This window comes from Rothia sp. HMSC058E10 (assembly GCF_001809415.1).
GTDB lineage: Bacteria > Actinomycetota > Actinomycetes > Actinomycetales > Micrococcaceae > Rothia > Rothia dentocariosa.
Genome location: NZ_KV797619.1, coordinates 235,604 through 259,400, shown reverse-complemented (window position 1 = coordinate 259,400; position 23,797 = coordinate 235,604). Strand labels below are relative to the sequence as shown.

The 23,797-nt window shown below is 51.5% G+C and carries 17 protein-coding genes and 1 riboswitch; of the genes, 9 read left to right on the top strand and 8 right to left on the bottom strand.

Features of this window, described 5'->3' with window-relative positions:
• Positions 1-127 precede the first annotated feature (127 nt).
• Complete coding sequence (locus HMPREF2609_RS04025; RefSeq protein WP_070535128.1) at positions 128-2,734, bottom strand: DEAD/DEAH box helicase; 2,607 nt, start codon at positions 2,732-2,734, stop codon at positions 128-130.
• Between the two features lie 365 nt (positions 2,735-3,099).
• On the opposite strand from HMPREF2609_RS04025, the gene HMPREF2609_RS04020 reads away from it, so the two are divergent.
• From HMPREF2609_RS04020 to HMPREF2609_RS04010, 3 genes are all read left to right on the top strand, one after another.
• Positions 3,100-3,684 carry a hypothetical protein gene (locus HMPREF2609_RS04020; RefSeq protein WP_070535216.1) on the top strand — a complete coding sequence of 195 codons (585 nt, stop codon included), beginning with the start codon at positions 3,100-3,102 and terminating at the stop codon, positions 3,682-3,684.
• A 236-nt stretch (positions 3,685-3,920) separates the two neighbouring features.
• Positions 3,921-5,747: an ABC transporter transmembrane domain-containing protein gene (locus tag HMPREF2609_RS04015; RefSeq protein WP_246825563.1), complete on the top strand. Its 1,827-nt coding sequence runs from the start codon at positions 3,921-3,923 to the stop codon at positions 5,745-5,747.
• Positions 5,740-7,473 (top strand): ABC transporter ATP-binding protein, encoded by a 1,734-nt coding sequence (locus HMPREF2609_RS04010; RefSeq protein WP_070535125.1) that lies wholly within the window; start codon positions 5,740-5,742, stop codon positions 7,471-7,473. Before HMPREF2609_RS04015 ends, HMPREF2609_RS04010 begins: the two co-directional genes overlap by 8 nt.
• Before the next feature lie 112 nt (positions 7,474-7,585).
• Here HMPREF2609_RS04010 and HMPREF2609_RS04005 read toward each other — a convergent pair whose 3' ends face one another.
• Both HMPREF2609_RS04005 and HMPREF2609_RS04000 read right to left on the bottom strand, forming a co-directional pair.
• Positions 7,586-8,728 carry a hypothetical protein gene (locus HMPREF2609_RS04005; protein ID WP_239664652.1) on the bottom strand — a complete coding sequence of 381 codons (1,143 nt, stop codon included), beginning with the start codon at positions 8,726-8,728 and terminating at the stop codon, positions 7,586-7,588.
• On the bottom strand, positions 8,721-9,476 hold the full coding sequence (locus HMPREF2609_RS04000) for a DUF6318 family protein (protein WP_048752257.1): 756 nt from the start codon (positions 9,474-9,476) through the stop codon (positions 8,721-8,723). The genes HMPREF2609_RS04005 and HMPREF2609_RS04000 overlap by 8 nt, the downstream gene beginning before the upstream one ends.
• Before the next feature lie 198 nt (positions 9,477-9,674).
• Positions 9,675-9,799: riboswitch (TPP riboswitch) on the top strand.
• Between the two features lie 100 nt (positions 9,800-9,899).
• Between HMPREF2609_RS04000 and HMPREF2609_RS03995 the strand changes: the two genes are divergently transcribed.
• Positions 9,900-11,543 (top strand): bifunctional hydroxymethylpyrimidine kinase/phosphomethylpyrimidine kinase, encoded by a 1,644-nt coding sequence (locus HMPREF2609_RS03995; RefSeq protein WP_048754079.1) that lies wholly within the window; start codon positions 9,900-9,902, stop codon positions 11,541-11,543.
• Positions 11,544-11,654: 111 nt separating this feature from the next.
• Here the strand turns inward: HMPREF2609_RS03995 and HMPREF2609_RS03990 are convergent, their stop codons facing one another.
• The 5 genes from HMPREF2609_RS03990 to HMPREF2609_RS03970 all read right to left on the bottom strand — a co-directional run bounded on the left by HMPREF2609_RS03990 (position 11,655) and on the right by HMPREF2609_RS03970 (position 17,382).
• Positions 11,655-12,209, bottom strand: a complete 555-nt coding sequence (locus tag HMPREF2609_RS03990) for an NAD(P)H-dependent oxidoreductase (RefSeq protein WP_246822570.1) — start codon at positions 12,207-12,209, stop codon at positions 11,655-11,657.
• A 247-nt stretch (positions 12,210-12,456) separates the two neighbouring features.
• Positions 12,457-13,005 carry an NAD(P)H-dependent oxidoreductase gene (locus HMPREF2609_RS03985; RefSeq protein WP_048754078.1) on the bottom strand — a complete coding sequence of 183 codons (549 nt, stop codon included), beginning with the start codon at positions 13,003-13,005 and terminating at the stop codon, positions 12,457-12,459.
• A 209-nt stretch (positions 13,006-13,214) separates the two neighbouring features.
• On the bottom strand, positions 13,215-13,997 hold the full coding sequence (locus HMPREF2609_RS03980) for a slipin family protein (protein WP_041321775.1): 783 nt from the start codon (positions 13,995-13,997) through the stop codon (positions 13,215-13,217).
• A 158-nt stretch (positions 13,998-14,155) separates the two neighbouring features.
• Positions 14,156-14,965, bottom strand: a complete 810-nt coding sequence (locus HMPREF2609_RS03975) for a transposase (RefSeq protein WP_048754077.1) — start codon at positions 14,963-14,965, stop codon at positions 14,156-14,158.
• A gap of 5 nt (positions 14,966-14,970) precedes the next feature.
• Positions 14,971-17,382, bottom strand: a complete 2,412-nt coding sequence (locus tag HMPREF2609_RS03970; RefSeq protein WP_048754076.1) for a nitric-oxide reductase large subunit — start codon at positions 17,380-17,382, stop codon at positions 14,971-14,973.
• 460 nt (positions 17,383-17,842) lie between these two features.
• On the opposite strand from HMPREF2609_RS03970, the gene HMPREF2609_RS03965 reads away from it, so the two are divergent.
• The 5 genes from HMPREF2609_RS03965 (at position 17,843) to whiA (ending at position 23,754) form a co-directional block, all read left to right on the top strand.
• On the top strand, positions 17,843-18,523 hold the full coding sequence (locus HMPREF2609_RS03965) for a lysophospholipid acyltransferase family protein (RefSeq protein WP_048752248.1): 681 nt from the start codon (positions 17,843-17,845) through the stop codon (positions 18,521-18,523).
• 91 nt (positions 18,524-18,614) lie between these two features.
• On the top strand, positions 18,615-20,588 hold the full coding sequence (gene uvrC, locus HMPREF2609_RS03960) for an excinuclease ABC subunit UvrC (protein ID WP_070535124.1): 1,974 nt from the start codon (positions 18,615-18,617) through the stop codon (positions 20,586-20,588).
• A 103-nt stretch (positions 20,589-20,691) separates the two neighbouring features.
• A complete protein-coding gene (rapZ, locus tag HMPREF2609_RS03955; RefSeq protein ID WP_048754074.1) occupies positions 20,692-21,582 on the top strand; it encodes an RNase adapter RapZ in 891 nt (296 codons plus the stop codon).
• Positions 21,582-22,652 (top strand): gluconeogenesis factor YvcK family protein, encoded by a 1,071-nt coding sequence (yvcK, locus tag HMPREF2609_RS03950; protein WP_070535122.1) that lies wholly within the window; start codon positions 21,582-21,584, stop codon positions 22,650-22,652. Before rapZ ends, yvcK begins: the two co-directional genes overlap by 1 nt.
• Positions 22,653-22,788: 136 nt before the next feature.
• On the top strand, positions 22,789-23,754 hold the full coding sequence (gene whiA, locus HMPREF2609_RS03945; protein WP_048752241.1) for a DNA-binding protein WhiA: 966 nt from the start codon (positions 22,789-22,791) through the stop codon (positions 23,752-23,754).
• Positions 23,755-23,797: the final 43 nt, after the last annotated feature.

The following is a 23,797-nucleotide window of genomic DNA, read 5'->3' as shown; positions in this document are numbered from 1 at the left end:
GGGGGGGGGGGCAATCCTACTCTCGATAGTTTAAGGCTATGCGAACTCTATTAGCACTGGAATCGTTTTATTGGATTATGAAATGTTTAAACAATGCATTGAAAGTACGCAGCTGATCGCACATATTTTAGAATTCACCCACACTTAGGATCTTCAGAACTGGGTAACCAGCATCATCGGAGGCAGCAAGAGTTACCTCCGCCCGAATACCCCAGTCGAAGTTGTCCTCAGGATCAGCAAAGGTCTGCTGTACTTTCCATACGCCAGGATGTTCCCGCACATCATCGTCAATTTGAACGAGCTTAGGGGAGCGAGCCTCAGCATCCGTATAGATATCGTCGTAGGCATCAAAATAGTCATCCATCGCATCCGCCCAAGCGTCAGCATCCCATCCTGAGGCCTCATCTAGTTCCCCAAGTATGTTCTCTCGCTCATCGGCGAAAAGCTCCACACGGCGGAAGAGAGCATTGCGTATCATCACCCGGAACGCGCGTACATTCTTCGTGACGGCTGGGGGAGTATCATCCTTAATCTCGGCGGCGGCACGATCGGCTGCCAAGGATGCAGCGTCCTCGCCAGCGGCAAGTTTCTCCCACTCGTCCACCAGCGATGAGTCGGTTTGGCGCACTAGTTCACCCAGCCACTCGATAATCTCCGCAAGATCATCGTTGACGGCCGACTCGGGTACCGTTTGCCGCAGCGCCTTATACGCATCTGAAAGGTAACGTAACAGCACGCCCTCACCACGTTCTAACGCATAGTACTGCACAAAGTCGTTGAAGCCCATAGCGCGCTCGTACATATCACGCACCACAGATTTTGGATGCGGCTCAAAGCGTGCCACCCAGGGTGCCGACTGCTGATACGTAGTGTATGCCTGCTCGATTAACTCAGTGAGAGGCTGAGGGTAGGTTACCTGATCGAGCTCATACATACGCTCGTTATACTCCACACCGTCTGCCTTCAGCTGCGCTGAAAGCTCGTTCTTAACCTTACGCTCCTGTGCATATAGCACCAGGTGAGGCGGTTCCAAAGTTGCCTCAATCAGCGAAAGAACATCTAAAGCATAGTTGGGAGAATCAGGATCCAAAAGTTCAATGGCTGCCACCGCGAATGCAGAAAGCGGCTGATTTAAAGCAAAGTTATCCTGTAAATCTTCGGTAAGCCGCAGGTATGAGCCATGCTCATCCGGGGTATCTGCGCGCTCAATAACCCCGCCGGTCAGTAGTTCCTTATAAATACTAACGGCTTTACGCAAAAGTTCCCGGCGACGCTGCGGAGGCTCGTGATTCTCCTGAAGAATGCGATAGGCTGCGACCACCGGGTTCTGAGGGCGCTGCATCAGGTTCAAAAGCATTGAGTGGGTAATATCGAACGAAGAGGTCAACGGCTCAGGCTCTGCCGCGACCAGCTGATCGAAGGTCTTCTCTGACCAACCCACAAAACCTTCCGGCGCTTTCTTGCGTTTAGACGACAGTGACTGATTAATCTTCTTTGTATCGTCACCGAACTTCGCCTGTGCTTTGGCCAGTAGACGCGCATTTTCTATATCGTGTTCGGGCGCCTGCACCACTACGGTACCAGCGGTATCAAAACCAGCTCGACCGGCACGTCCCGCGATTTGGTGAAATTCACGTGCGCGCAGACGGCGATTCTTCGACCCATCAAACTTCGACAGGGCCGTGATAAGTACGGTGCGAATAGGCACGTTAATGCCCACGCCCAAAGTATCGGTACCGCAAATCACCTTTAACAACCCAGCCTGCGCAAGCCTCTCCACAAGGCGACGATATTTAGGGAGCATTCCCGCATGGTGAATACCGATACCAGCCCGCACCAGTTTATTCAGCGCCTTGCCGAAACCCGGACCAAACCTGAACTTCGCAATAAGCTGCGCGATCCGCTCTTTCTCTTCCTTCGAAGCAATAGCTACTGGCAGCAGCGCGTTTGCCTGTTCCAGGGCGGCCTTCTGTGAGAAATGAACAATATAGACAGGGGCTTGCTTAGTCTGCACAAGCTCCTGAACCGTTTCCTGAATGGGGTCGGTTGAGTAGTAGAAATGAAGCGGAATTGGACGTTCACTACTGGCAACCAGCACGCTTTCGCGGCCGGTGAGCGTCGTCATCTCTTCCTGGAAGCGCGTGGTGTCGCCTAGGGTCGCGCTCATGAGCAAGAATTGCGCCTGCGGAAGCTCCAAAAGCGGCAGCTGCCATGCCCAGCCGCGTTGCGGATCGGAGTAGAAATGGAACTCATCCATAATAACCTGGCAGACATCCGCAGACTTACCCTCGCGCAGAGTAATATTCGCCAGGATCTCGGCGGTACAACAGATAATGGGGGCATCCGCGTTAATAGCCGAATCCCCGGTAATCATACCGACATTTTCGGCACCAAAAATCTCGATAAGATCAAAGAACTTCTCGGAAACAAGCGCTTTGATGGGTGCGGTGTAGTAAGAACGCTGCCCAGTCGCCAAACCGGTAAAATGCGCCGCCACCGCCACTGTAGATTTACCCGACCCGGTGGGGGTAGCCAGCACCACATTATGCCCCGCCGCAATTTCCAAGACAGCTTCATCTTGGGCTGGGTAAAGCGTCATGCCTCGGCTGGAGATCCACCCGGTGAACGCCTCATAGATTTCATCCGGGGTGAGCGGATTGCCAGTATAGTCACGCCGGTTATAATCGCCGGGATTCTCCGCGAGTTTGGGGGAAAGGTATTCAAGAATGCTCATGGTGCTTCAATTTTACCGAGCCTAGAGGCAGAGAATTAGCAGAATCCGTCAAAATCAGCGATGCGCACAATATTGGTTGACTATTGCGTTGCGCAGGATATACATGCCGCAGGAAACTTAGGTTGTGGTCATTTTTTACGCTAGCAGAAACCCCTCTGACTGTTAGACTTGCGTATAGCGAAGTGCGGTTAGTTTCCCTTCTGATAAGGAGTACGCAATACAGCATGAGAATATCCTTAAAGGACACACAAATAGCGGGATACTGGGCGACCGCAAGGAAAAATACTCTTGATGATTGTGTGTCAGAACTTCACCATTTTATGACCTCGCTTGAGTCACTGTACCCGGGCGGACACTGGCGTATCATGCGCGAAGCTCCTCAGCGGTTAGGGGCTAATGTTGAAAACGCTATTCCTGGATTGACCGATCTGCTATTGGGCCAGCTAGAGGGCACGAAAACTCCAGACGCAGACGCCTCATTTGGGTACTACGTTAACCTTGAATATCTGGGGCCGCTCCCAATAATTGTCCAAGGATGCGTGGGAATACAAACCGACAATAAGAATTTTAAAAACTTTGTCCTTATCAAATTTTGGCGAGACCCCGAAGTGCCAGAATCTTCAAAGGGAGAACTCACTCTTGAAGCCGGCCACCAACTGCTTAAAACAATTATTTGTTGTTGGTCACCACACTTAGCCACATGGACGACAACCACTTGGTTACGTGCTGTACCGAAGAGAGAAGCGTATACACCATCTCTAGGGTGGAAAACCTATTTCAGCGAACCAGCAGCATGCGAACTAATCAGCGACTTAGGAAAACCCCTGTATCAGGGAATACTTCTTGAAACCTCATCGGATATTCACGATGTCACCCCGGAGAAAATTGTGGCGCTCGCGCAAGAACTATCGAACCGTGGAGTAGAGAGTGTACTCTATCGCGGCACATGAACGTATTGAATCAGCATTTTGAATCTTCGCACCAAAAAATTACTGCGTGACATCCCATGCTGTGTATGTTTCATCTAGATTGTCTGCAAAAGTATCGTAGCTAGTTTCTGTAGGCCCTCGTGAAAATAAGCGGTACAGCAGAAAACTATAAAATCTGCAATGCAACATGTCACATATATAAGGTAAATGTGTTAGCCTCAATATTTAATGAAATAGAGGGTATAAGCGAGGCACATATGGCGAATGCGGACGAGCAGCATCACCAAAGAAGTACAGAAGAAGCTCCCACTAGTACAAAGACGACGCAGAATCAGCAGAAAAATCATACACAGTCCTCACAAACCCCCAAGGTAGGTATTTCTGACGATGACCTGAAAAATCGGGTATCTTTACGCGTGAGTGCCCCCGGGTATACATATCCCTGGTACCGTTGGGTTATCCCCATGCTTGGAGAAACTACTGCGGGCATCGGCGCTATTGGCATTCCCGTTGTCGTGGGCACTTTTATCAACCACCAAATCGCAGGACACACGGTTGATGCTTGGCTGCTGTTTTGGGTCGTTGTCGTCTCCATCGGGTTTATCGCGCTCAATGAATACTTTGGGTGGGGCGCATCCATGAAATTTGGTGCCGAGCTAGACCGCGACTGGCGCACCTATATTAACGCCCTGCTCAACCGCGCAGCGCATAAGAACAATGCGGGTGAGATGGTTACCGTTATGAGCAAAGACGTGCGCCGTATCAGCGCAGTATTCTTCTCAATCCCTCTCTTCACCAACGCCATGATTATCGCAACTTTAGGCGCTATACAGTTGTGGCTCATTAGTCCGCTCACTGCGGCGGTGACTCTTACCGGAACAGCCTTAGTGATATGGGTTCTGGCGAAATACTCCACCTTCATGGAAAGTAAAGTGGGTGTCTACCGCGCGAAAGATGGTGAAAATTCTTCGCGTGCCTCAGATATAGCAACGGGACTACGCACCATCACGGGACTGGGCGCTGAACAGCAAATGCGCGAGCGCTATCACCAGGGAGCAGATGATGTTTTCGATGCTCTCATGGAATATGAGAAAACTCATCGCTGGATGTTCCTTATCCGCGTATTCCTCAGCGGAACAGTCACCCTGCTTGGTATTGGTTTCGCGCTGACGGGACACGTTGAGAACGGACGCTGGGTACCTGATGTTCCAGCTGCTTCCCTAGTAACGGTTGCTTCTATTATCGCCATGATGGGTGGGCCCGTCTGGATTTCACAAAACTTTCTCACCGAATGGCGTTACGCCAAGGTGGGGCTGGCTAAAATTGCTCGGCTTGAAGGATACGCCGGGGTACGTCAAGGTGTGCTCAAAGAACCGCGAACAGATACCGAACTTGAAGCATATGTGAGCCATGAGAAAGAACACGATATGCCGATCGTCGATATCCCGCAGGTTCCCGCAAAGGCACGCAACACGCGCATTGTATACATCAATCCTCGACATTGGCAGCTGACTGCTCAAGAGTATGCAGAATCGCTTGTCGAACATGTGCGTGCGCTCGCTGCCGAAAAACTGCCGGATAAACAGCGAATTCTACTAAGTGAGCCTAACCCTATGATTTTCGCCGGAACTCTGCGGAATCACCTACGTCTGGGCACCGTACCGCCCGAAGATACTGTGGCTGCGCAAGCGAAAGATGAAGCTCTCCTTCAGATAACAGACTCTAGCGAAATTGCTTACCGTTTGGGTGGGCGAAATCCAGATGAATATTTTGAAGCGCTGATCACTAGCGAAGGGGCTAACCTGTCGGGCGGACAACGCCAACGTTTAGCTCTCGCACGTGCGCTCGCTCAGGACACCCAAATACTCATTTTGACTGAGCCCCTTAATTCTGTGGACGAGCCAAGCCAGAAATATATTTACGACAGACTTGAGGAATGCGCGGGCATACCTACAGCGCCAGAGCTCTATCCTGGGCTGCTTGCGGGCTTTGAGACTATTTACATTATTTCGACAACTGCAGAAGTATCTCGGCGTATTGCGCGAGATAACAATATCGAAACCCAGAGGGTAAATCATGTCTAAGTTACCAACCGAACCGCCCCGTGTGGTTGTGCAGAAAATGGGTTCTTATATTGTGCGTTATAGAGGGCGTGCGTTCTTCACTTTTATGGTTTATGTGTTGAGCAGCATCATGGGTGCGGTAGTGCCTCTGCAGATTGGTGCAACTGTTGACGACGTTGTGGCTGGTAAGTATGTGCAATTTCCATGGAAACCTATATTGATTATTCTTGCTGCTACTGTTGCTCAAGCCATCGTGATGCTTTTGGCTATGTACAGCGCCGCCCGTCTTGGTGCCCTCGTAACACGCCAAGCAAGTATAGATACCATCGATGCAACTCTAGATCTTGATGCGCGAACCGTCGAGGAATCCGGCAGTGGCGACCTGCTCACGCGAGTGACCGATGACCTGTCTTCAGCCTCGAACGCCGTCAGCTTTGACCTGCTCGAAATTCTTTTTGTGATTCTGTATTTCGTAGTTTCTATGGTTTCACTTGCCACACTCAGCGTACCTCTGAGCGTTATCTTCTTGCCTATGATTATCGGCTTGGGCGTGTTGATGGGATATTTTCTGCCGCGTCTTGCCCGTGAAAATCAGAGCGTGCAGGAGATTACGAGCGAGCTTAATAGCGTGCTGACCGAGAACGTCCGGGGCGCATCCACCATTCGTGAACTTGGGGTGCATGATGCTCGCAACGAAACGTTCGAGGCTGATAACGATCGGCGTTATCGGGCTACACTCAAGATGGTGCGTATACGCCAGAATTATTACACGCTTGATGCTCTGAATGCGTGGTTCCCTACCGTTATCTGCTTGCTCTGGGGGTCCTTCTGCGTCATGCAAGGGTGGGCAACCTGGGGTGCCTTGGCGACTGCATCCATTATGGTTTTCAGCCTGAGAACTATGGCGGATATTTTGGGGCATCACGTGGGCAATATACGCATAATGCTGGTTAATATGGGGCGCGTGTTCGGGATTATTAATCTGGCGCAAGCGCAGCGTGCTCGGCGCAAAGATATTCGTAGAGCACAACATCATGAAACTTTGGGGAATACCACACATGTAATCGAATGCTCCCATGTGTCGTACGGTTATTCTTCAAATGCGCTTGTACTGACTGATATTAATCTGAAGATTGCGCCTGGGGAGTGCTTAGCGTTAGTTGGGCGTTCTGGCTCTGGAAAAACCACGCTTGCAAGGCTCATTGGCGGTTCTTTGAGTGCGCTTGACGGTACAATCCGTGTGCTGGGAAAACCAGTTGGCAATGGGGAATTTCCAACCGATAAGTACGAAGATGGTAGGCCACGACTACTGGTTTGTACCCAAGAAGCGCATATTTTCTTTGGTACCGTTATTGATAATTTCACCGCTGTAGTACCAGAAGCCACCGAGAAACAGATCGGTGAAGCTCTGGATGCTGTTAGCGCTCGTTGGTGGCGTGAGCTTCCCCAAGGGTTGAAGACGCGTATCGGTACGGGAGAGCACGAACTCACCCGTGACCAGATTCAGCAGCTTGCTTTAGCGCGCATCGTCGCGGCAAACCCTCACGCGGTGATTCTTGATGAATCGACCACCCAGCTTGAGCTTGTGGACGCGACCGAATCATTACAGGCCGTGCTCGCGAATCGTGCTGTGTTGATTATCTCGCACGATGCGCGTATCGCATCCCTGGCAGACCGCGCCGTTTTGCTTCAGGAAGGCATGATTACCGCTGAGGGCACGCCCGCTGAGATTTTCGCTCTGACCTAGAAGATGATAGTCAAAAGCCGTACACTCTCTGCCCTTCTCGTAGATGGGCACAACGGCACGATAGAGAAGAAAAGTGTACGACGCTCGGACAGGTTATAGAATTGGTTGGGATTTATTTTTTCTTATGGAGCCGCCATTCGGTATCGCCTGCTCCCGAGTCATCGCGATGCCAATGCTGCCCTGTCACCGGGTCAGGCTGCGTTAACTTTGGATTCGGGTTATTACGATCGGGCTCATCCGGATGTGCTGGGCATCCTCGAGCACCAGGGTCTTCGTGGCAGGTTTTACCTACAGAATGCACCTCGGTATCCCACACGCGTACTAGAGTGGGATCACTGCGAACCGTAAGCGAACCAACAATATTCCAGTCCCCACCTTTGAGACGGTACCGACCCTGATAGGTGACAGTAACGTAAGCATGATAGTTGCCGGATTCTTTGAAAGCATAGCTGGTATCGGTGGGTTTAAAGTTACGTTTGCTCTTGTCCCAGACAGAGCCTTGCGCGGTTCCTGAATCCCGCGTTGTGTAAACAGGGTCGCCGGCACCGTACTCATAGGTATAGGCAACGGGAACAGCTTCTATCGTGACTTCTTCATCGAGGATAGTAGTATCGTGTGCTGCGGTTTTCACACCGGTCACATAGAAGTTTGTGTTGATCCCGGTATTGACGTGGGGCTCATGCCCGTCGAAATGTAATGCGGGTTTTGTAGTGGTAAGTTCGGCGAGTTGCTCCCGAACTTGGCGCTCTATCTTTTGGGTGCGAACTTGGGCGTTATCGGCAGTAGGTTCGTTTTCAGGTGTGTTTTGGTCTGCAGGATCGTTGGGAACGCACGCTATACCGCCGTTTCCTGACTGAACGACACCGTATTGTTTATAGTTGCCTGAATCGTCAATGGGTAGGGGAACACGGGCTACTTTACCGGGTTTCCCTTGGTAGAGACAGGGCGCATCTTTAGAAGCATTGCCATTGTAGACATCGAAGGTATTTCCTACACTACTCACGGTTGCGGGAGCGTTAGAGCCTGAACCTTTAGTATCTGTAGATTCTATGTTTCCTTGGTACCCACTGAGCTCGTTATCATTCGTTGCCGTAGGCTGTTCACCGGGAGCCTGAGAACTACTGGAGGAATTTCCAATAACTATGACTTTGCCGCTATTAGTATTTCCAGAGTAAGTATTGGCGTGGGCGACCGGCATTACCCATGTGGTGCAGAGAAAAATAGCTGTTGTGGCCCACATAGATTTATTATTCAAAGGTTATCTTCTCCATACCTGCAAAAGACCAATGACCAGATGATTTGAAGACAACTCCAAACTCAATGGTATCTTTACTCCGTTCAGATAGACGATGTGTATGAGTCTCATACTTTTCGTTATCTAGGAAAACGACATCATTGGCCTGAACATTACCAACTACAAGGTATACGTGATCGCTGGGAGAGCGGAGGGTAGAGGGATCAAAAGTAAGTTTTCTGGTGCCACCAACTGCCCATCCACCTTTTTGGTAGATTCTATTGATATAGTTGATAACGTTTGCTTCAGAGGTGTATCCCTCTGAAGTGTAGTCCGCTAAAGTATTAACGTCTCCAGTCTGTATAGCGTAATTCCGCAGGTCGTTCCAATACTGAATAAAGTGAAAAAGCGCCTCCGGTGTCTCAATCCCAATATCTTCGGGCTTTTTGGGCTTGGGGACATTCTGCGCGGGTCCTTTTTCGTCTGCAGGACGGTACTCACCTTTGGGCGCTTCAGAGCCACCAGAATAACCCTTAGTGAAGGTCGGATGCGCCTGTGCCTCAGGTGAGGCAGATTCGGTACCATGTGGGCTGGAGCGACCGTCTGTAGTGTTGGATGCTTCGGCACGAGCAGGTGCCGTCTCATGTGCTTGCTCTCCGCAAGCGGTCAGGAACTCAGTAACGCAGATCCCCGATGCGAAGGCTATCAAGGCACGACGGTTGAGGACTTTTTGAGGCACACTATTGTGCCTAAGGGCAGGAATGCTCATCAGTGAACTTTCGTGGCTGGGTGAATATACAGCAGGCCGCAGGGGAGCGCGACCCTTTTCAACAGTACTGTTACATGTCAAGAATAAGAAATATTACTTTATAAGAGTTTGAAAATTACCAAAACTTAGAGATATGTGCACGGCAATGACACATAAAGTCCGTGAACCTATTGAGCCCAACAGCATATGCTACAGTGAAAACGCGATATGGGGTGCTCCATTTTGTAACGGATACACAGCACGGCGCTGTTGTCTGGAGCTGAGATATACCCATTGAACCTGCTCTAGTTAGAACTAGCGAAGGGATATCGAACCGTGGCAGAGCAGCCTTAACCTTCTTTCTGAAACACCCGATTCATCATTATCTAGATAGCGTGGTGCGTTTGCAGCGATGCCACGCCCATCCCAAGGAGACTTATAGCTATGACGCTATTAAACACATCTACGCCTCGTGTGCTTTCCATTGCCGGAACCGACCCTACAGGCGGTGCTGGAATCCAGGCTGATCTCAAGTCTATTGCTGCAAGCGGTGGTTACGGTATGTGCGCCACAACCGCGCTTGTCGCACAGAATACACAAGGGGTTCGCAGCATTTTTGCTCCACCTACCGAGTTTTTACAGGAACAGCTTGCGGCAGTTTTCGACGATGTGACTGTGGATGCCGTTAAAATTGGTATGCTCGGCGATGTTGAAACTATCACTACCGTCAAGACCTGGCTTGCAGAACATCCGGTACCAGTGGTGGTACTTGATCCGGTGATGGTTGCCTCCAGCGGCGATCGCCTGATTAGTCAAGACGCCGAGCAGGCACTGCGCGAATTGGTGGCGCAGGCAAATGTTATCACTCCGAATATTGCCGAACTCGCGGTGCTCTGTGAGAGCAACCCTGCCCAGACTTTGAAGGAGGCGCATCACCAGGCGGCTCAGCTCGCGGGGAGCACTGGCACGACCGTGATTGTTAAGGGCGGTCACCTGACGGGGGAGGACGCTGGAAACTCGGCTGTTTTCCCTAATGGAACTCATACACATGTGGCTACCACTCGCGTCCAGACAAAGAATACCCACGGTACCGGGTGCTCACTCTCATCAAGTCTTGCTACCCGCCTTGGACTTGCTCTTGTGAATGGCAATAATGAGCTGAGTGTACGAGTACTCACGAACGCGCTGGCTTGGAGCACCCGGTGGCTCAACGAGGCTATTATCGCGGGTGAGGAACTGCACGTGGGCAGCGGGCAGGGTCACGGACCGGTCGATCATCAGGCACGTGCTCGCCGTTTGGAACATGCAGCCGATACGAAACCGTGGGAGCACTTATACGCTGATAAAAATCTTACGGGCGAGAGCCCCAAGAATTTGGTGAAACCTGCGCAGCGGAAATCCCCAGAGTCGAAGGTAGCCCCGGCGGGTCCGTGGACTGCCGCCCTGTGGCAAGCTACCGGTGATATTTGGTGTGACATTCTCGATTTGCCCTTTATTCGCGGGCTGGGCGACGGCACGCTTGACGAGGATTTATTCGGCTTCTATTTAGACCAAGATGCGCAGTACCTTGCCCAGTATTCTCGCGCCTTAGCTACTCTTTCGGCACGTGCCACCTCACCGCAAGGTCAGGTGCATTGGGCTGCGGGTGCCCAGGCGGCAATTGTTGAGGAATCGCTTTTGCACGATGAATGGTTGGCGGCGCATCCCGCTATTCCTGCGGAGCAGGGGGGTATTCGGCGTGGTGCACCTTCGGCAGTGACAATGGGGTACACGAACTTTTTACGTGCTACTGCTGCTGGCGAGGATTATGTGGTGGGCGCAGCTGCGGCGCTTCCATGCTACTGGCTGTACCTTGAGATCGGTTACCGGCTCTTGGAGAAAACCCACGAGGAACATCCGTACAATGCCTGGATTTCGGTGTATGGCAGCGAAGAGTTTGCTGCAGATGTGCGCCGCTGCGTGGCGGTTGTTGAGGAAGCATTTGAGCAGGCTTCCCCCAGTCAGCGTGTTGCCGCCGCGCAGGCATATATGAGCGCATGCCTATATGAACGTGACTTTTTCGACCAGGCTCATAGAGCGTTGCGGTAAACTCACACCGTCCGGCCCCACGCGAAAAAGTAAAAAAGGCTCTTTATCCATATAAAGCGTATTTTTCACCGCTTGATTCGGATAAAGAGCCTTTTTAGCACGTAGAAGGGACTATGCCCCCAGAGCCTCCAGACGCTCAATGAGACGCTTGCCGTGATCCTCACCGATGGCGCGAGCAACAGCGGGGTTATCGGGGTCGCCAGTGGTGCCGTAGCTGTATAGTGGCTCCTCAAGAGGCATACCGGTAAACGCTGCAGTGTTCTCAAACTCGGTCAACGTGGCAGATACGTCGCGTGGCAGCATGGTGCGGTAGACATCTTCAATAGCGCCAGCGGTTGCAGAGATCAGAAGCTTCTTACCCTGCAAAGCGGTGCCGTTTTCTCCATACGCGAAGCCGTACTCGAAAACGTCGTCAATCCACTGCTTCAGCAGAGAAGAAATTGAATACCACATCACCGGGAACTGCAGAACGATGACGTCTGCTTCCACAAGTGCCTTCTGCTCAGCAGGTACGTCAAACTTACCGTTTACACGCAGCTTGTCGAGCTCACGAATCTTGACGTTATCGCCGAACCGTGCCCGCACGGCATCAAGAATAGCCTTGTTAGCGTTAGAAGTCGTAAGGTCAGGGTGCCCCGAAATAATCAGGATATTAGACATAGTCATCCAATCTAGTAAACATCAGAATCATGAGCTTGTGAGTGCTGATTCAAGTATAAGCTCAAGTTTGCCACCTTCGTATATTAGCACGCTATTCTCTATGTCTGCCTGTGAACATTATGCCGAATCTAATACATACTGCTAACAAGCTTTTAGTTTTCCAGAAGGTGTACGATGCACAACATTACCCATAAAATGCATGATAAATACCTAATGCGATGGAGCCGAAAAAGAAAATAGCAACCGCAATATACTAAGCCCGCAAGGATTCTAACCTAGCGATGAGCTTGGTGCCATGATTCTCACCAATAGCCCGTACCGCTGCGGTATTCCCCGGATCGCTTGATGCGCCATAGCTGAAAATAGGTTCTTCTAACTCCATACCCGTGAAAGCGGCAGTATTCCCAAAATCGGCGTATGTGGTTGTGAGCTCATACGGCAAAGCATCACGGTACATATTCTCGGGAGCTCCCGCAGTCGCAGAAATCAAGAGCTTCTTACCGCGCAGCGCCGTGCCTTGCGAACCGTATACGAAGCCGTACTCGAAAACGTCATCAATCCACTGTTTCAGCAAGCCCGGCACCGAATACCAGTACACAGGGAACTGAAGCACCACGATATCTGCTTCCGCGAGTGCCTTCTGCTCGGCTGAGACATCGAATTTACCATTCACGTACAGTTTGTCGAGTTCACGCATGTTTATCGCATCGCCAAAATGGTTTTTTACGGCATCAAGAACCGTCTTATTTGCGGTGGACTCTGGCAGGTTCGGGTGACCTGAAATAACAAGAATCTTTGACATGATAAATCCAATCTGTGTGCGATAAACAGGAAAGTTAGGAATCCAATATATCGACCCTCAAGTAGAGCTGCTAGGTTCCTTGCTTATTTTCACGATTTCTACGCCCTGAGGTGAATAGGTTAAAGAAATATCCGGAACAAGCTATATTCCCCGAGTCTGTAGGAAAGAACTGTTCCGGATAATTCTGTGATATTTATCGAAGGCTGCTGTTACTTTTCTTCGTGAGAAGCACCCTTCAAAGCCCCCATAAGCGGTCCCACAATATCCAGCGGAAGCGGGAAAACAACCGTCGAATTCTGATCAGCGCCCAACTCCAAGAGAGTCTGCAAATACCGCAACTGTAACGAAGCTGGTGAATCACTGAGAATGTCAGAAGCCTCCTTAAGTTGAGATGAAGCCTCAAGCTCACCACGTGCCGAAATGATCTTGGCGCGGCGTTCACGCTCAGCCTCAGCCTCACGAGCCATTGCGCGCTGCATGGCCTCAGGAATCTCAATATCCTTGATCTCAACCAGCTCGACTTTAATACCCCACGGGCGGGTGCGTGAATCAATAATGCTCTGCAAATCCGCATTCAAATCATCACGATGCGCCAGCAAAGTATCAAGATCCACACGCCCCAGCAGTGAACGTAGTGTAGTCTGAGCGATCTGAGAAGTAGCGATCGGGTAGTTTTCGACCTCAAGTACGGCGTCTTTTGCACTAATCACACGGAAAAGTACTACCGCGTTCACGCGCGCAGGAACGTTATCTTTTGTGATAACTTCCTGCGGGGGAATGGTCAGCGTAATCACACGCATGTCCACGCGCTGCAGAGAATCGATGAGCGGAACCACCAGGTTAATGCCAGGTTTCAGCTCGGAACGTAGATGACCGAAGCGGAAAGAAATACCGCGCTGATATTCAGGGATGACCCGAAGGGTACGAATAATCAGAAAAGCGACGATTACAAGAATCGGAATAACAATCGAAAGAATGGTAAGAGAATCCATCATGTCCTCTAAAGATACGTTGGTAACGGTCAGTGGGAATGACCTGTGTAGATGCGTGCTGAGAAAAAATCTAGATGCGGTGACAATACGCACCCCGATCTCTAGGTTACCAATTCATCAACGACGGTACCTTAGAAACCGGGGCGCGCATCCTCACACTAACGAGAGACTTCTTCGAGATTCTGCTCCTGAATAACCTCTGCGGTAGTTTTATGCAGACGTGGGGTAGAAGTCCCCTCGCCGCTCCACGCCGGACGATCAGGATCAATCTGCGAAGAACGCACAGGCAAAGTTGCAGTAGAGATTATCTGCTTACGAGCATCGTCGGTGCGGCGCTTACGCTCATTGCCAATACCGCCCCACTTAGCGGCAAACCTATCCATCTTAACCGCCACCGATTCATCCGCAGTAGACCCAGGAATATGTTTAGGATCTGCCACAAAGTTCTCAGGCGATTTGATGAGCTTGATGGCTAGGGGATAGGTGAGTGACAAGCAAGCCACAATAACGGCGGCTTCCACCAGCAGCTCCAAGGGAGCATGCCAGGCCAGAGCCGTAGCACCCACGATAATAGGACCGAAAAGCGCAACCGTCACGGCAAGACCGCGATGGAACTTACCCGACTCCGAGTAAGGCCACTCATCAACTTCACGCGTAAGTTCACGCCCATTAGACGAGACGGTGCAAGTGTCCTTAATAGGACAGGTATTGCACACGCTCGGCTTGGCGCGGTAGCGCATCACACGATTATCCGTATCAAACGCTACCGGCCATAGCCACTGATCCTCGGGGCAGAGCCACGCATCGTTACTCTCGTGGTAGGTGAACCCGAAAGTCCGGGATGCCACGAAACGTTGGCTTGTGCGCTTAGCAAGAATATCGAAGCCCCACCCGACGGCGACTAGCCCCAGCGCATAAACGCTGGATAGCCACACCATCAGGGATACTCCGGCAATTTGCTCAGGCATGATAGTCAGCCTCGACGATCGCTACGGTACGGACTGGTCTGTTCGGGAAGCTCGTCAGCAGCCTTAGCACCCGCAAACTCGGCAATACGCTCGTCATCCACCAACTCGTATAGCGGCGGCTCGGGGAGCTCCAGAACAGTTTCTTTGTTCTTCTGTGAGAAGTACGAAGTTATACCCAACCATGCGAGTTTGATCAGCGGGATGATACCAGCCAAGAAGATCACGTCGCCCGGTAAGCGCAGCCAATCCATAATCACAGTTGAACCATCGTGAATAAACGCGAAGGAACGGGCCTCGTAGTAGCCTTCACCCACGGACTTATACAACTGAGCGACACCCAGCGGCAGAAGCGAAATGAAGACCATCCAGATCAGCCCGATGTTCAAGGCCCAGAATGAGAACTTTAGCCCCTTCTCAGGCCATTTATTCTCAGGAATCAGGTAACGCAACGCAAACACCGCGAAGGCCAGTGCCAACATACCGTACACACCCATCATAGAGCCGTGCGCGTGGTTTGCGGTGAGTGCGGTGCCGATTTCGTAGTACGAAACAACCGGCAGGTTGATCAGGAATCCGAAGACACCTGCACCCAAGAAGTTCCAGAAGCCTACAGCAATAAGGAACATCACAGCCCAACGATGCGGGAACGGCTTGGTGCGATTGGAGTACTGGCGAGCCCCCAACTGCATGAAGCCCCACGCCTCAACAGTCAGGAAGGTCAACGGAATAACCTCTGCTGCCGAGAAGAACGCACCGAATGCCATCTGTTCCGAAGGAGTACCAGCGAAGTAGGTGTGGTGCATAGTACCAACCACACCACCGGCGGAGTAGAGCACTGCATCCATCATGATAATGGAGATAGCGATGCGCTCGCGCACCACACCCAAGAGTACGAAGACGTAGGCGACCATCACAGTGGTGAAGAGTTCGAGGAAGTCTTCAACCCACAGGTGTACCACCCAGAAGCGCCAGAACTCGGCGACTGAGAAATGGGTGCGCTGACCAGCGAGCATACCTACGGCGTAGAACATCGGAATTGCTAGACCTGAGAAGAGGAACAACCAAGGCATGGAGGTTTTCTTCCCGCTCTTGAGGCGTGAGCTAAGGGTACGCCAAACAATGACAATCCAGATGAACATACCAGCGGTGAGCAGAATCTGGAAGAAACGCGGCAGATCAAGGTACTCCCACTGCTGCGCAAAGATAGTGTTCTCGGGTATCCAGCCCTTTTGCGAGAACCATTCGTTGAGAAGCGAACCGAGCACCACAATAACCACGGCCACGAAGAGGACGACGGTGAGTAGACCTTGCTTCTTCGGCTCTTTGCGGGTAATAAGCGGGGCAATGAAGATACCACCAGCTAGGAACGCTGCAGCCGTCCAGAAGAGGGAGAGCTGTACGTGCCACGTTCGAGACACGGTGTAGGGCAGTAGCTCACCCATATTGATACCGAAGAACCCGTCTATTTCAACGCGATAGTGCTCGGTGAGAGCGCCCACCAAGGCTTGCAGGAGGAATAGAACAATAATCGTGATGAAGAAGAGTCCAGCTGCCTTCTGGGAGGGGGTGAGCTTAACTTCATCCGGCTGGCGGAAGTCAAGGACTGGGGCTTCTTCGCCATGCCAACCGATGGTGCGCGACCAACGACCATATATGGCAAACAACAAGCCGGTACCGCCAATGAGGGCGATGAGCGATAGAGCCGACCAAACCATGAGGTCTGCAGTAGGTTTATTATCAACGTTTGGTTCTGCGGGCCAGTTATTGGTGTAGGTGTAATCCTGGTTAGGACGCTCGGCGGCCGACGCCCATGCCGTCCACCCAAAGAATGCCGTCAAATCGTGCAGTTCTTCGTCGCTCTTAATAGCGTTAGGGAAAAGACCTAAGGAAGTATCACCACGGGTAAGGGTGTCCTTGTAGTGGTCTGTCATCAAGCTGAAACCCTTGGTCTGTCCTTCGGTCCAGGTAAGGGTTTTGCTGGATTCGTCGTATTTATTCTCGTGACGCCACTCGTTTTTAACGATTTCGCGCGGTTCTTGCTTGCCTTCTGAGCGGTATTTATCAACGGCGGCATCGGTGGTCTTGCGCAGGTACTCTGCGGTGAAATCCGGACCGATGTACGCACCGTGACCCAGAACGGAGCCGTACTGCTGCAAACCGCGGCTCTGATAGAGCTCCTGACCATGCTGAATCTGCTCAGCAGTTGCGATAACTTTACCGTCATTGCCGACGATCTTATCTGGGAGCGGCATAGAGAGCGCGTAGGTGCGCATCGCCAAGACGGCCATGATGGTAAAGCCCAAGAGCATCACAAACGCTACAGCCTGTACCCAGCCTTTTCCAGCGTAGGCACCGACTGCATCCGTGCGGCGGGTGATCTTGGCGATCTCCCCGCGCGTTACGGTTTTCTTAGCCATTTTGATGTGTCTCCAGTGTGCGTGGATTGATTTTTGTTAGTGCTCGCGGTAAGCATCTCCCATAATTAGGAAGCTCACAGAGGCACTTAGTTTTATTCTTGCATTACGAATACGAATTTAGAAAGTTTACAGACACGGTGTCATCATTATGAAAGAAATTACACAGGCAAAGTAAGAATAGTTCTCATATTGTGTATCGTTTGATATAATTTGATATATTAGCTGTGTATTTAGGTGAGCCTTATCTAAGAAATAAGCAAGGGTTTTGTGCTCTAATTCTGGTGGGGTACCGTAAGAATATGCATCTGCTTGAAATAATAAGAAAGTAAAGAAAACACTCCATAGGTTTTCATAATATCTTTGCTGATCCCGAGAAAGTTACTACAAGCGTCAAGCCTATAAAATCCGTATGGAATAATAAAGAACGGAGAAAACCACCAGAACTATAAGGAGTCCGGACATGCTGGCGTACAAGGCAGGGCAAAAAGTAGTAACGGGGCTACTGCGCACTGTATTCAGGGCACGGGTGACCGGGCTTGAGCATTTCCCAAAGAAGGGGCCCGTAATTGTGGCATCTAACCATCTATCCTTCCTCGACTCTATTATTATCTCCGCTATGATGCCCCGCCGAGTAGCATTCCTCGCGAAGGCAGAGTACGTAAATACACCGGGTATTCGAGGCAAAGCCATGAAGGCTTTTTTTGAGGCCGTAGACATTATCCCCGTGAACCGCTCCGACCGTTCGGAATCCCTTAAAGCACTCGATCTAGCTCTTGAAAAACTTGAAGAGGGTAAAGTCTTCGGTATCTACCCTGAAGGTACACGATCTCGTGACGGGTTTTTATACCGCGGCAAAATTGGTGTAGCCTGGCTAGCCCATATGACTGGAGCACCAGTAGTTCCTGTGGGTCTTATCGGAACCGAACGTCTGCAGAAGCCCGGCTCAAATATGATTTACCCTCACCGGTTTACCATCCGCGTGGGGGAACCCATGCATTTTGAGAAGACCGGCGAGAAAATGACCGGTAAACAACGCCGCCAGACCACCGACCACATCATGGATGCTATCGCTCAGCTCTCGGGTCAAGCCCGGAAGAACGAATACAACGTTTCGCCCTCCGCCGAGCGTGACGCAGGGTAGCGCCTGCCAGTCTAAAAACGAGTACACTTAACCGCGCATCCTGATTATGGATGCGTGGTTATTTTTCAGTACTACACCGTGAGGAGCGTTCGTGGCAGACCCCCAAAGCTATCGCCCAGCCTCCGGCGATATTCCAACGCATCCCGGTGTATACCGTTTTCGTGATCCCCACGGCAGAGTTATATACGTAGGTAAAGCGAAAAACCTGCGCAACCGACTGAACAGCTACTTTGTAGCCCCAGAACGTCTGAGCCCGAAAACCTACGCTATGGTGCATACTGCCGCCAGTGTGGAGTGGACGGTAGTCGGCAGTGAACTTGAATCTCTGCAGCTTGAATATACCTGGATCAAGGAATACAAACCACGCTTTAACATAGCGTTCCGCGACGATAAATCTTATCCCTACCTTGCAGTCACAATGCGTGATAAATTCCCGCGAGCGCAGGTCATGCGCGGTGATCGTAAAAAAGGTGTGCGGTACTTTGGTCCTTACTCACAGGTATGGGCTATTCGCGAAACTTTGGATGCGCTTCTACGCGTATTCCCGGTGCGTACCTGCTCGGCGGGAGTCTTTAAACGTGCCGAGGCTTCGGGACGCCCGTGTCTTTTAGGGTATATCGATAAATGCGCAGCACCGTGTGTAGGGCGTGTGAGCCCCGAAGAACACCGTGAACTAGCGGATGGGCTATGCCGTTTTATGGCAGGGGGTGCCGAAAAATTTATTACCCAGCTTACCCGACGTATGAAAAAAGCTGCAGCCGATATGGACTTCGAACGTGCAGCTGTATTACGTGACGATATTACCGCGTTAACAAAGGCATTTGAACGTAACGCCGTGGTTTTATCGGACTCTGTTGATGCTGATCTTTTCGCCTTTGCTCAGGACGAGCTAGAGGCATCGGTACAGGTGTTCTTCGTGCGCGGTGGGCGTATCCGCGGACAACGTGGCTGGATTGTTGAGAAGGTTAACGATGGTGGCGAAACCGAGCTGATAGAGCAGCTTCTCGTTCAGGTTTATGGTGAAATGGCGGCAAATATTGCTAGCGCTGCAGCTTTCGACGAAGATTCCGGGTTAGACGCTACACAACATGAGATCCCTCGACAGGTTTTAGTTCCTACTATGCCGGAGAATACCCAGCAGCTTCAGGAATGGCTCTCAGGTGTGCGTGGTGCCAAAGTCGATATTGCGGTACCGCAGCGCGGCGATAAAGCGGCACTGATGAAAACGGTCGCCGAGAACGCCCAACATTCCCTGACCCTGCACAAGAGCCGTCGTGCTGGGGATATTACCACCCGTTCAGCGTCGCTCGTGGAACTCCAAGAAGCCTTAGAGCTTCCGGATCCGCTTATGCGCATCGAATGCTACGATATTTCCCATGTGCAAGGTACTAATGTGGTGGCCTCTATGGTGGTCTTTGAAGACGGCATGCCCACCAAAAGTGCCTACCGTAAATTCTCGATCACAGGGGATGCTGCTCGCGACGACACCGCCAGCATGTATGACGTCATCACCAGGCGATTTAAACGTTATCTCACCGAGCAGCAGCAACGTGCGGAAACACCTTTGTCCTCGGGAGAAGTTACGGCTGATGAGCCGGTACAAGAACCAGCTAAATTTGCGTATCCGCCGAATCTGGTCTTAGTTGATGGCGGCCCACCTCAAGTTGCAGCCGCTCAGTCCGCCTTGAGTGACCTCGGTATTGAGGATATCTACGTGGTAGGTATCGCAAAGCGCCTCGAAGAGCTGTGGTTACCCGACGATGATTTCCCAGTGATTCTGCCCCGTACCTCTGAAGCGCTATACCTTGTGCAGCGTATTCGCGATGAGGCACACCGTTTTGCTATTACGTTCCACCGCGCAAAACGAGGTAAAGCTATGGTGGCTTCTGCTTTGGACTCTGTGCCCGGATTAGGCAGTGTCAAGCGTGCAGCGCTTATTAAACATTTTGGGTCGGTTGCTAAAGTACGGAATGCCTCGATTAAAGAACTCCAACAGGTTTCAGGCGTGGGGCCTGCGCTCGCACAAAAAGTGCATGACCACCTCAACCAAAAGGAAACTGCCTGAAGTAGCACCCCGGGTATTTATGCACAGATAGCCGTCCGCCATAAGGGGTTGTCTAGTATGATGGAGAACTAGAGACAATTCGTATCAAAGGAGAAACTACATAATGAGTGGCGAATTGCTAAATAAATCGCAAAAACCCCAGATATTGGTAATTACCGGTATTTCAGGCGCAGGTCGTAGCACTGTTGCTAATGTCCTTGAGGATGAGGGCTGGTATGTGATTGATAATATTCCGCCACAAATGCTGGAATCGATCGCGGAACTCGTTACGCAGGATGGTGCCAAAGTTCCGAAAGTTGCACTGGGGATTGACGTACGAGCCCGCGCGGTTTTCGACGACTTACCAGCGGCTATTGAAACTCTTCGCAAATCCGACGTTGATTTCTCGATGCTTTTTCTAGACGCCAAAGATGAAACTATCGTGGCTCGCTATGAGGCACAGCGTCGCCCCCATCCGCTTCAAGGAGAAGGTCGCGTACTTGACGGTATACGTGCCGAACGTTCCCTCTTCGAGGGGCTTCGACTCGCCTCTGATCGCACGATTGATACCACGGGCATGAATGTGCATGAGCTTGCACGCACAGTACGCGAGATGTTTGCTGACGGACCGGATAAAAAACTCAACCTTACTGTCATGAGCTTTGGATTCAAATACGGATCACCCACAGATGCGAACTTCATGGCAGATATGCGCTTTATTCCAAACCCGCACTGGATTCCTGAATTGCGTCCGCTCACCGGACAGGATGCCCCAGTACGTGACTACGTGCTCAGTAACTCTGGGACTGAGGAATTTATCAGCAACTACCTGGAAGCTCTGCGTCCGGTTCTGGAAGGGTACCGTCGCGAAGGAAAATACTACGCCACCATTGCTATAGGATGCACCGGTGGGAAGCATCGCTCGGTCGCTGTCACGGAAGAAATTGCTCGGCGCCTGAGCGCATTTCCCGAAGTTAATGTGCACGTGTTGCATCGTGATAAGGGGCGTGAGTAATGGCACGCATCGGTCATTCACCTGACCTGCCTGTCGGCTCTGATACCCAGGGAATCCCGAAGCTACCCGCGTTACCAACTCAGGCTTTACGGCTTCTTAAAAGTACTCACCGCGTTACCAAAGTAACAGCTTTGGGGGGTGGGCATGGACTTTACGGTTCGCTGTCCGCGCTTCGGCATGTCACAACAGATCTAACGGCTATAGTAACGGTTGCCGATGACGGGGGCTCATCGGGCCGCTTGCGTAAAGAGATGGGCGTACTTCCTCCAGGAGATCTGCGTATGGCTCTCTCGGCCCTTTGCGATGATACCGATTGGGGGCGAACGTGGCGAGACGTTATGCAGCATCGTTTTAGCGCGCCCGAGGGGTATACTGACGAGTTTCCTCTTGAATATCACGCCCTTGGAAACCTGCTTATTACGACGCTCTGGCAGCTTCTTGAAGACCCCGTTGCTGGGCTTGACTGGGCGGGAGCTCTGCTCAACGCCCGTGGTCGGGTGCTTCCTATGGCATTGGATCCTATGGTGATTTATGGTACGGTGCTACGGGAACATGCTGGCGGTGGCATCGAACGGGTGCGTATTAGCGGGCAGGTTAACCTCTCAAAAGAAAAGCAAGTGCACGATATTGGGCTTACTCCCAAAGACGCGCGCCCATGTCCGGAAGCGCTAACCGCTATTGAGGAATCCGATTGGGTAATATTAGGCCCAGGGTCGTGGCGCACCTCCGTTTTGCCGCACTTGCTGTTAGAAGCACAGCGCGATGCTATCTGCCGTACAGAAGCTATGCGCTGTGTGGTTATGAATCTTTCGGATGACGAAGAAACCGCTGGATTCACCCCAGCCGCACATTTAGCACTCTTGAAACGATACGCCCCGAATCTTCGATTGGACGCGGTCATTGCTGATGACGAAACACCCAAGTCTGTACGTAGCGAACTGGAACGAGAATCAGAATCCATGGGAGCGCGTGTGATGTGGGCACCCGTACGAGCATCAGCTGAAAACAATGTACATAATCCTCTGAAACTTGCAGCGGCGTATCACGAACTATTTTCGTTCAAGTTTTAGAGGTAAGAAGCGTGGAATTTATTTTCTATTTCTGCCACCTCAAGATACACCGTTTCTCTAAATAGAGCATGTAGCATAGCTGAGTGCATTATCAGCACATCACATCATACGAACCTCACGGTGGGAAGGAACAACAATGGCTCTTACCGCGCTCGTTAAGGATGAGCTGGCCAGATACGAAACGAGCAAAGCATCAGTACGTAAGGCGGAGATCTCGACTATTCTGCGCTTTACTGGTGGTTTGCACATCGTTTCTGGGCGGATTGTTGTTGAGGCAGAAGTTGATTCCGAACAGACCGCGTTACGCATGCAGCAGACTATTGCTGAAATATACGGGCATGAGGCTGAGATAACGAGCGTCAGCGGTGGCGGTTTGCGCCGCGGCGGGCGTTATATAGTGCGTGTTGATGCCGGGGGAGAAGCACTTGCTCGACAAACCGGTCTTTTAGATTTGCGAGGGCGCCCGGTGCGGGGGCTGCCGCCTGCTGTTGTCAATGGCTCCATTCAGGACGCCGAAGCGGTCATGCGTGGTGCTTTTTTGGCACATGGATCGCTCACAGAGCCTGGTCGCTCATCAGCAATCGAATTTACATGCCCAGGGCCGGAAGCAGCGCTTGCTCTTGTGGGAGCGGCCCGGCGTTTGGAAATTATTGCTAAAGCGCGTGAGGTTCGCGGAGTGGATCGTGTTGTGGTCCGCGATGGCGAGACTATAGCCCGGCTTTTGGAGCGTATGGGGGCTCAGGACGCCCTCAAAGCGTGGCGCGAGCAGCGTACCCGTAAGGAAGTTCGGGCGACCGCGAACCGTCTGGCAAACTTTGATGATGCAAATCTGCGTCGTTCTGCTCAGGCAGCTGTGGCTGCGGGTGCCCGTGTAGAACGTGCTTTGGAGATCCTAGGAGACGATGTTCCAGATCATCTGCGTTATGCGGGCGAGCTGCGTGCCATGAATAAGCAAGCCTCTTTGGACGAGCTGGGACGTATGGCAGATCCTCCTCTGACGAAGGATGCGATCGCTGGACGTATTCGTCGTTTGCTAGTCATGGCCGATAAACGTGCAAAAGAACTGGGGATTCCTGGAACTGAACTCCCGAAGTCTTCATAAGTAATTGTCGTGTCAAGGGAGGGTTATCTGGACTCTCTACAGA

What these genes read in the sequence shown, in the direction of transcription:
- HMPREF2609_RS04010 (WP_070535125.1), top strand. Translation starts at nt 5,740, where the DNA reads ATGTCTAAGTTACCAACCGAACCGCCCCGTGTGGTTGTGCAGAAAATG.
- HMPREF2609_RS04025 (WP_070535128.1), bottom strand. Translation starts at nt 2,734, where the DNA reads ATGAGCATTCTTGAATACCTTTCCCCCAAACTCGCGGAGAATCCCGGC.
- HMPREF2609_RS04000 (WP_048752257.1), bottom strand. Translation starts at nt 9,476, where the DNA reads ATGAGCATTCCTGCCCTTAGGCACAATAGTGTGCCTCAAAAAGTCCTC.
- HMPREF2609_RS04020 (WP_070535216.1), top strand. Translation starts at nt 3,100, where the DNA reads ATGCGCGAAGCTCCTCAGCGGTTAGGGGCTAATGTTGAAAACGCTATT.
- HMPREF2609_RS03965 (WP_048752248.1), top strand. Translation starts at nt 17,843, where the DNA reads ATGCTGGCGTACAAGGCAGGGCAAAAAGTAGTAACGGGGCTACTGCGC.
- rapZ (WP_048754074.1), top strand. Translation starts at nt 20,692, where the DNA reads ATGAGTGGCGAATTGCTAAATAAATCGCAAAAACCCCAGATATTGGTA.
- HMPREF2609_RS03970 (WP_048754076.1), bottom strand. Translation starts at nt 17,382, where the DNA reads ATGGCTAAGAAAACCGTAACGCGCGGGGAGATCGCCAAGATCACCCGC.
- HMPREF2609_RS04015 (WP_246825563.1), top strand. Translation starts at nt 3,921, where the DNA reads ATGGCGAATGCGGACGAGCAGCATCACCAAAGAAGTACAGAAGAAGCT.
- HMPREF2609_RS03980 (WP_041321775.1), bottom strand. Translation starts at nt 13,997, where the DNA reads ATGGATTCTCTTACCATTCTTTCGATTGTTATTCCGATTCTTGTAATC.
- HMPREF2609_RS03995 (WP_048754079.1), top strand. Translation starts at nt 9,900, where the DNA reads ATGACGCTATTAAACACATCTACGCCTCGTGTGCTTTCCATTGCCGGA.
- HMPREF2609_RS03985 (WP_048754078.1), bottom strand. Translation starts at nt 13,005, where the DNA reads ATGTCAAAGATTCTTGTTATTTCAGGTCACCCGAACCTGCCAGAGTCC.
- HMPREF2609_RS03990 (WP_246822570.1), bottom strand. Translation starts at nt 12,209, where the DNA reads ATGACTATGTCTAATATCCTGATTATTTCGGGGCACCCTGACCTTACG.
- yvcK (WP_070535122.1), top strand. Translation starts at nt 21,582, where the DNA reads ATGGCACGCATCGGTCATTCACCTGACCTGCCTGTCGGCTCTGATACC.
- whiA (WP_048752241.1), top strand. Translation starts at nt 22,789, where the DNA reads ATGGCTCTTACCGCGCTCGTTAAGGATGAGCTGGCCAGATACGAAACG.
- HMPREF2609_RS03975 (WP_048754077.1), bottom strand. Translation starts at nt 14,965, where the DNA reads ATGCCTGAGCAAATTGCCGGAGTATCCCTGATGGTGTGGCTATCCAGC.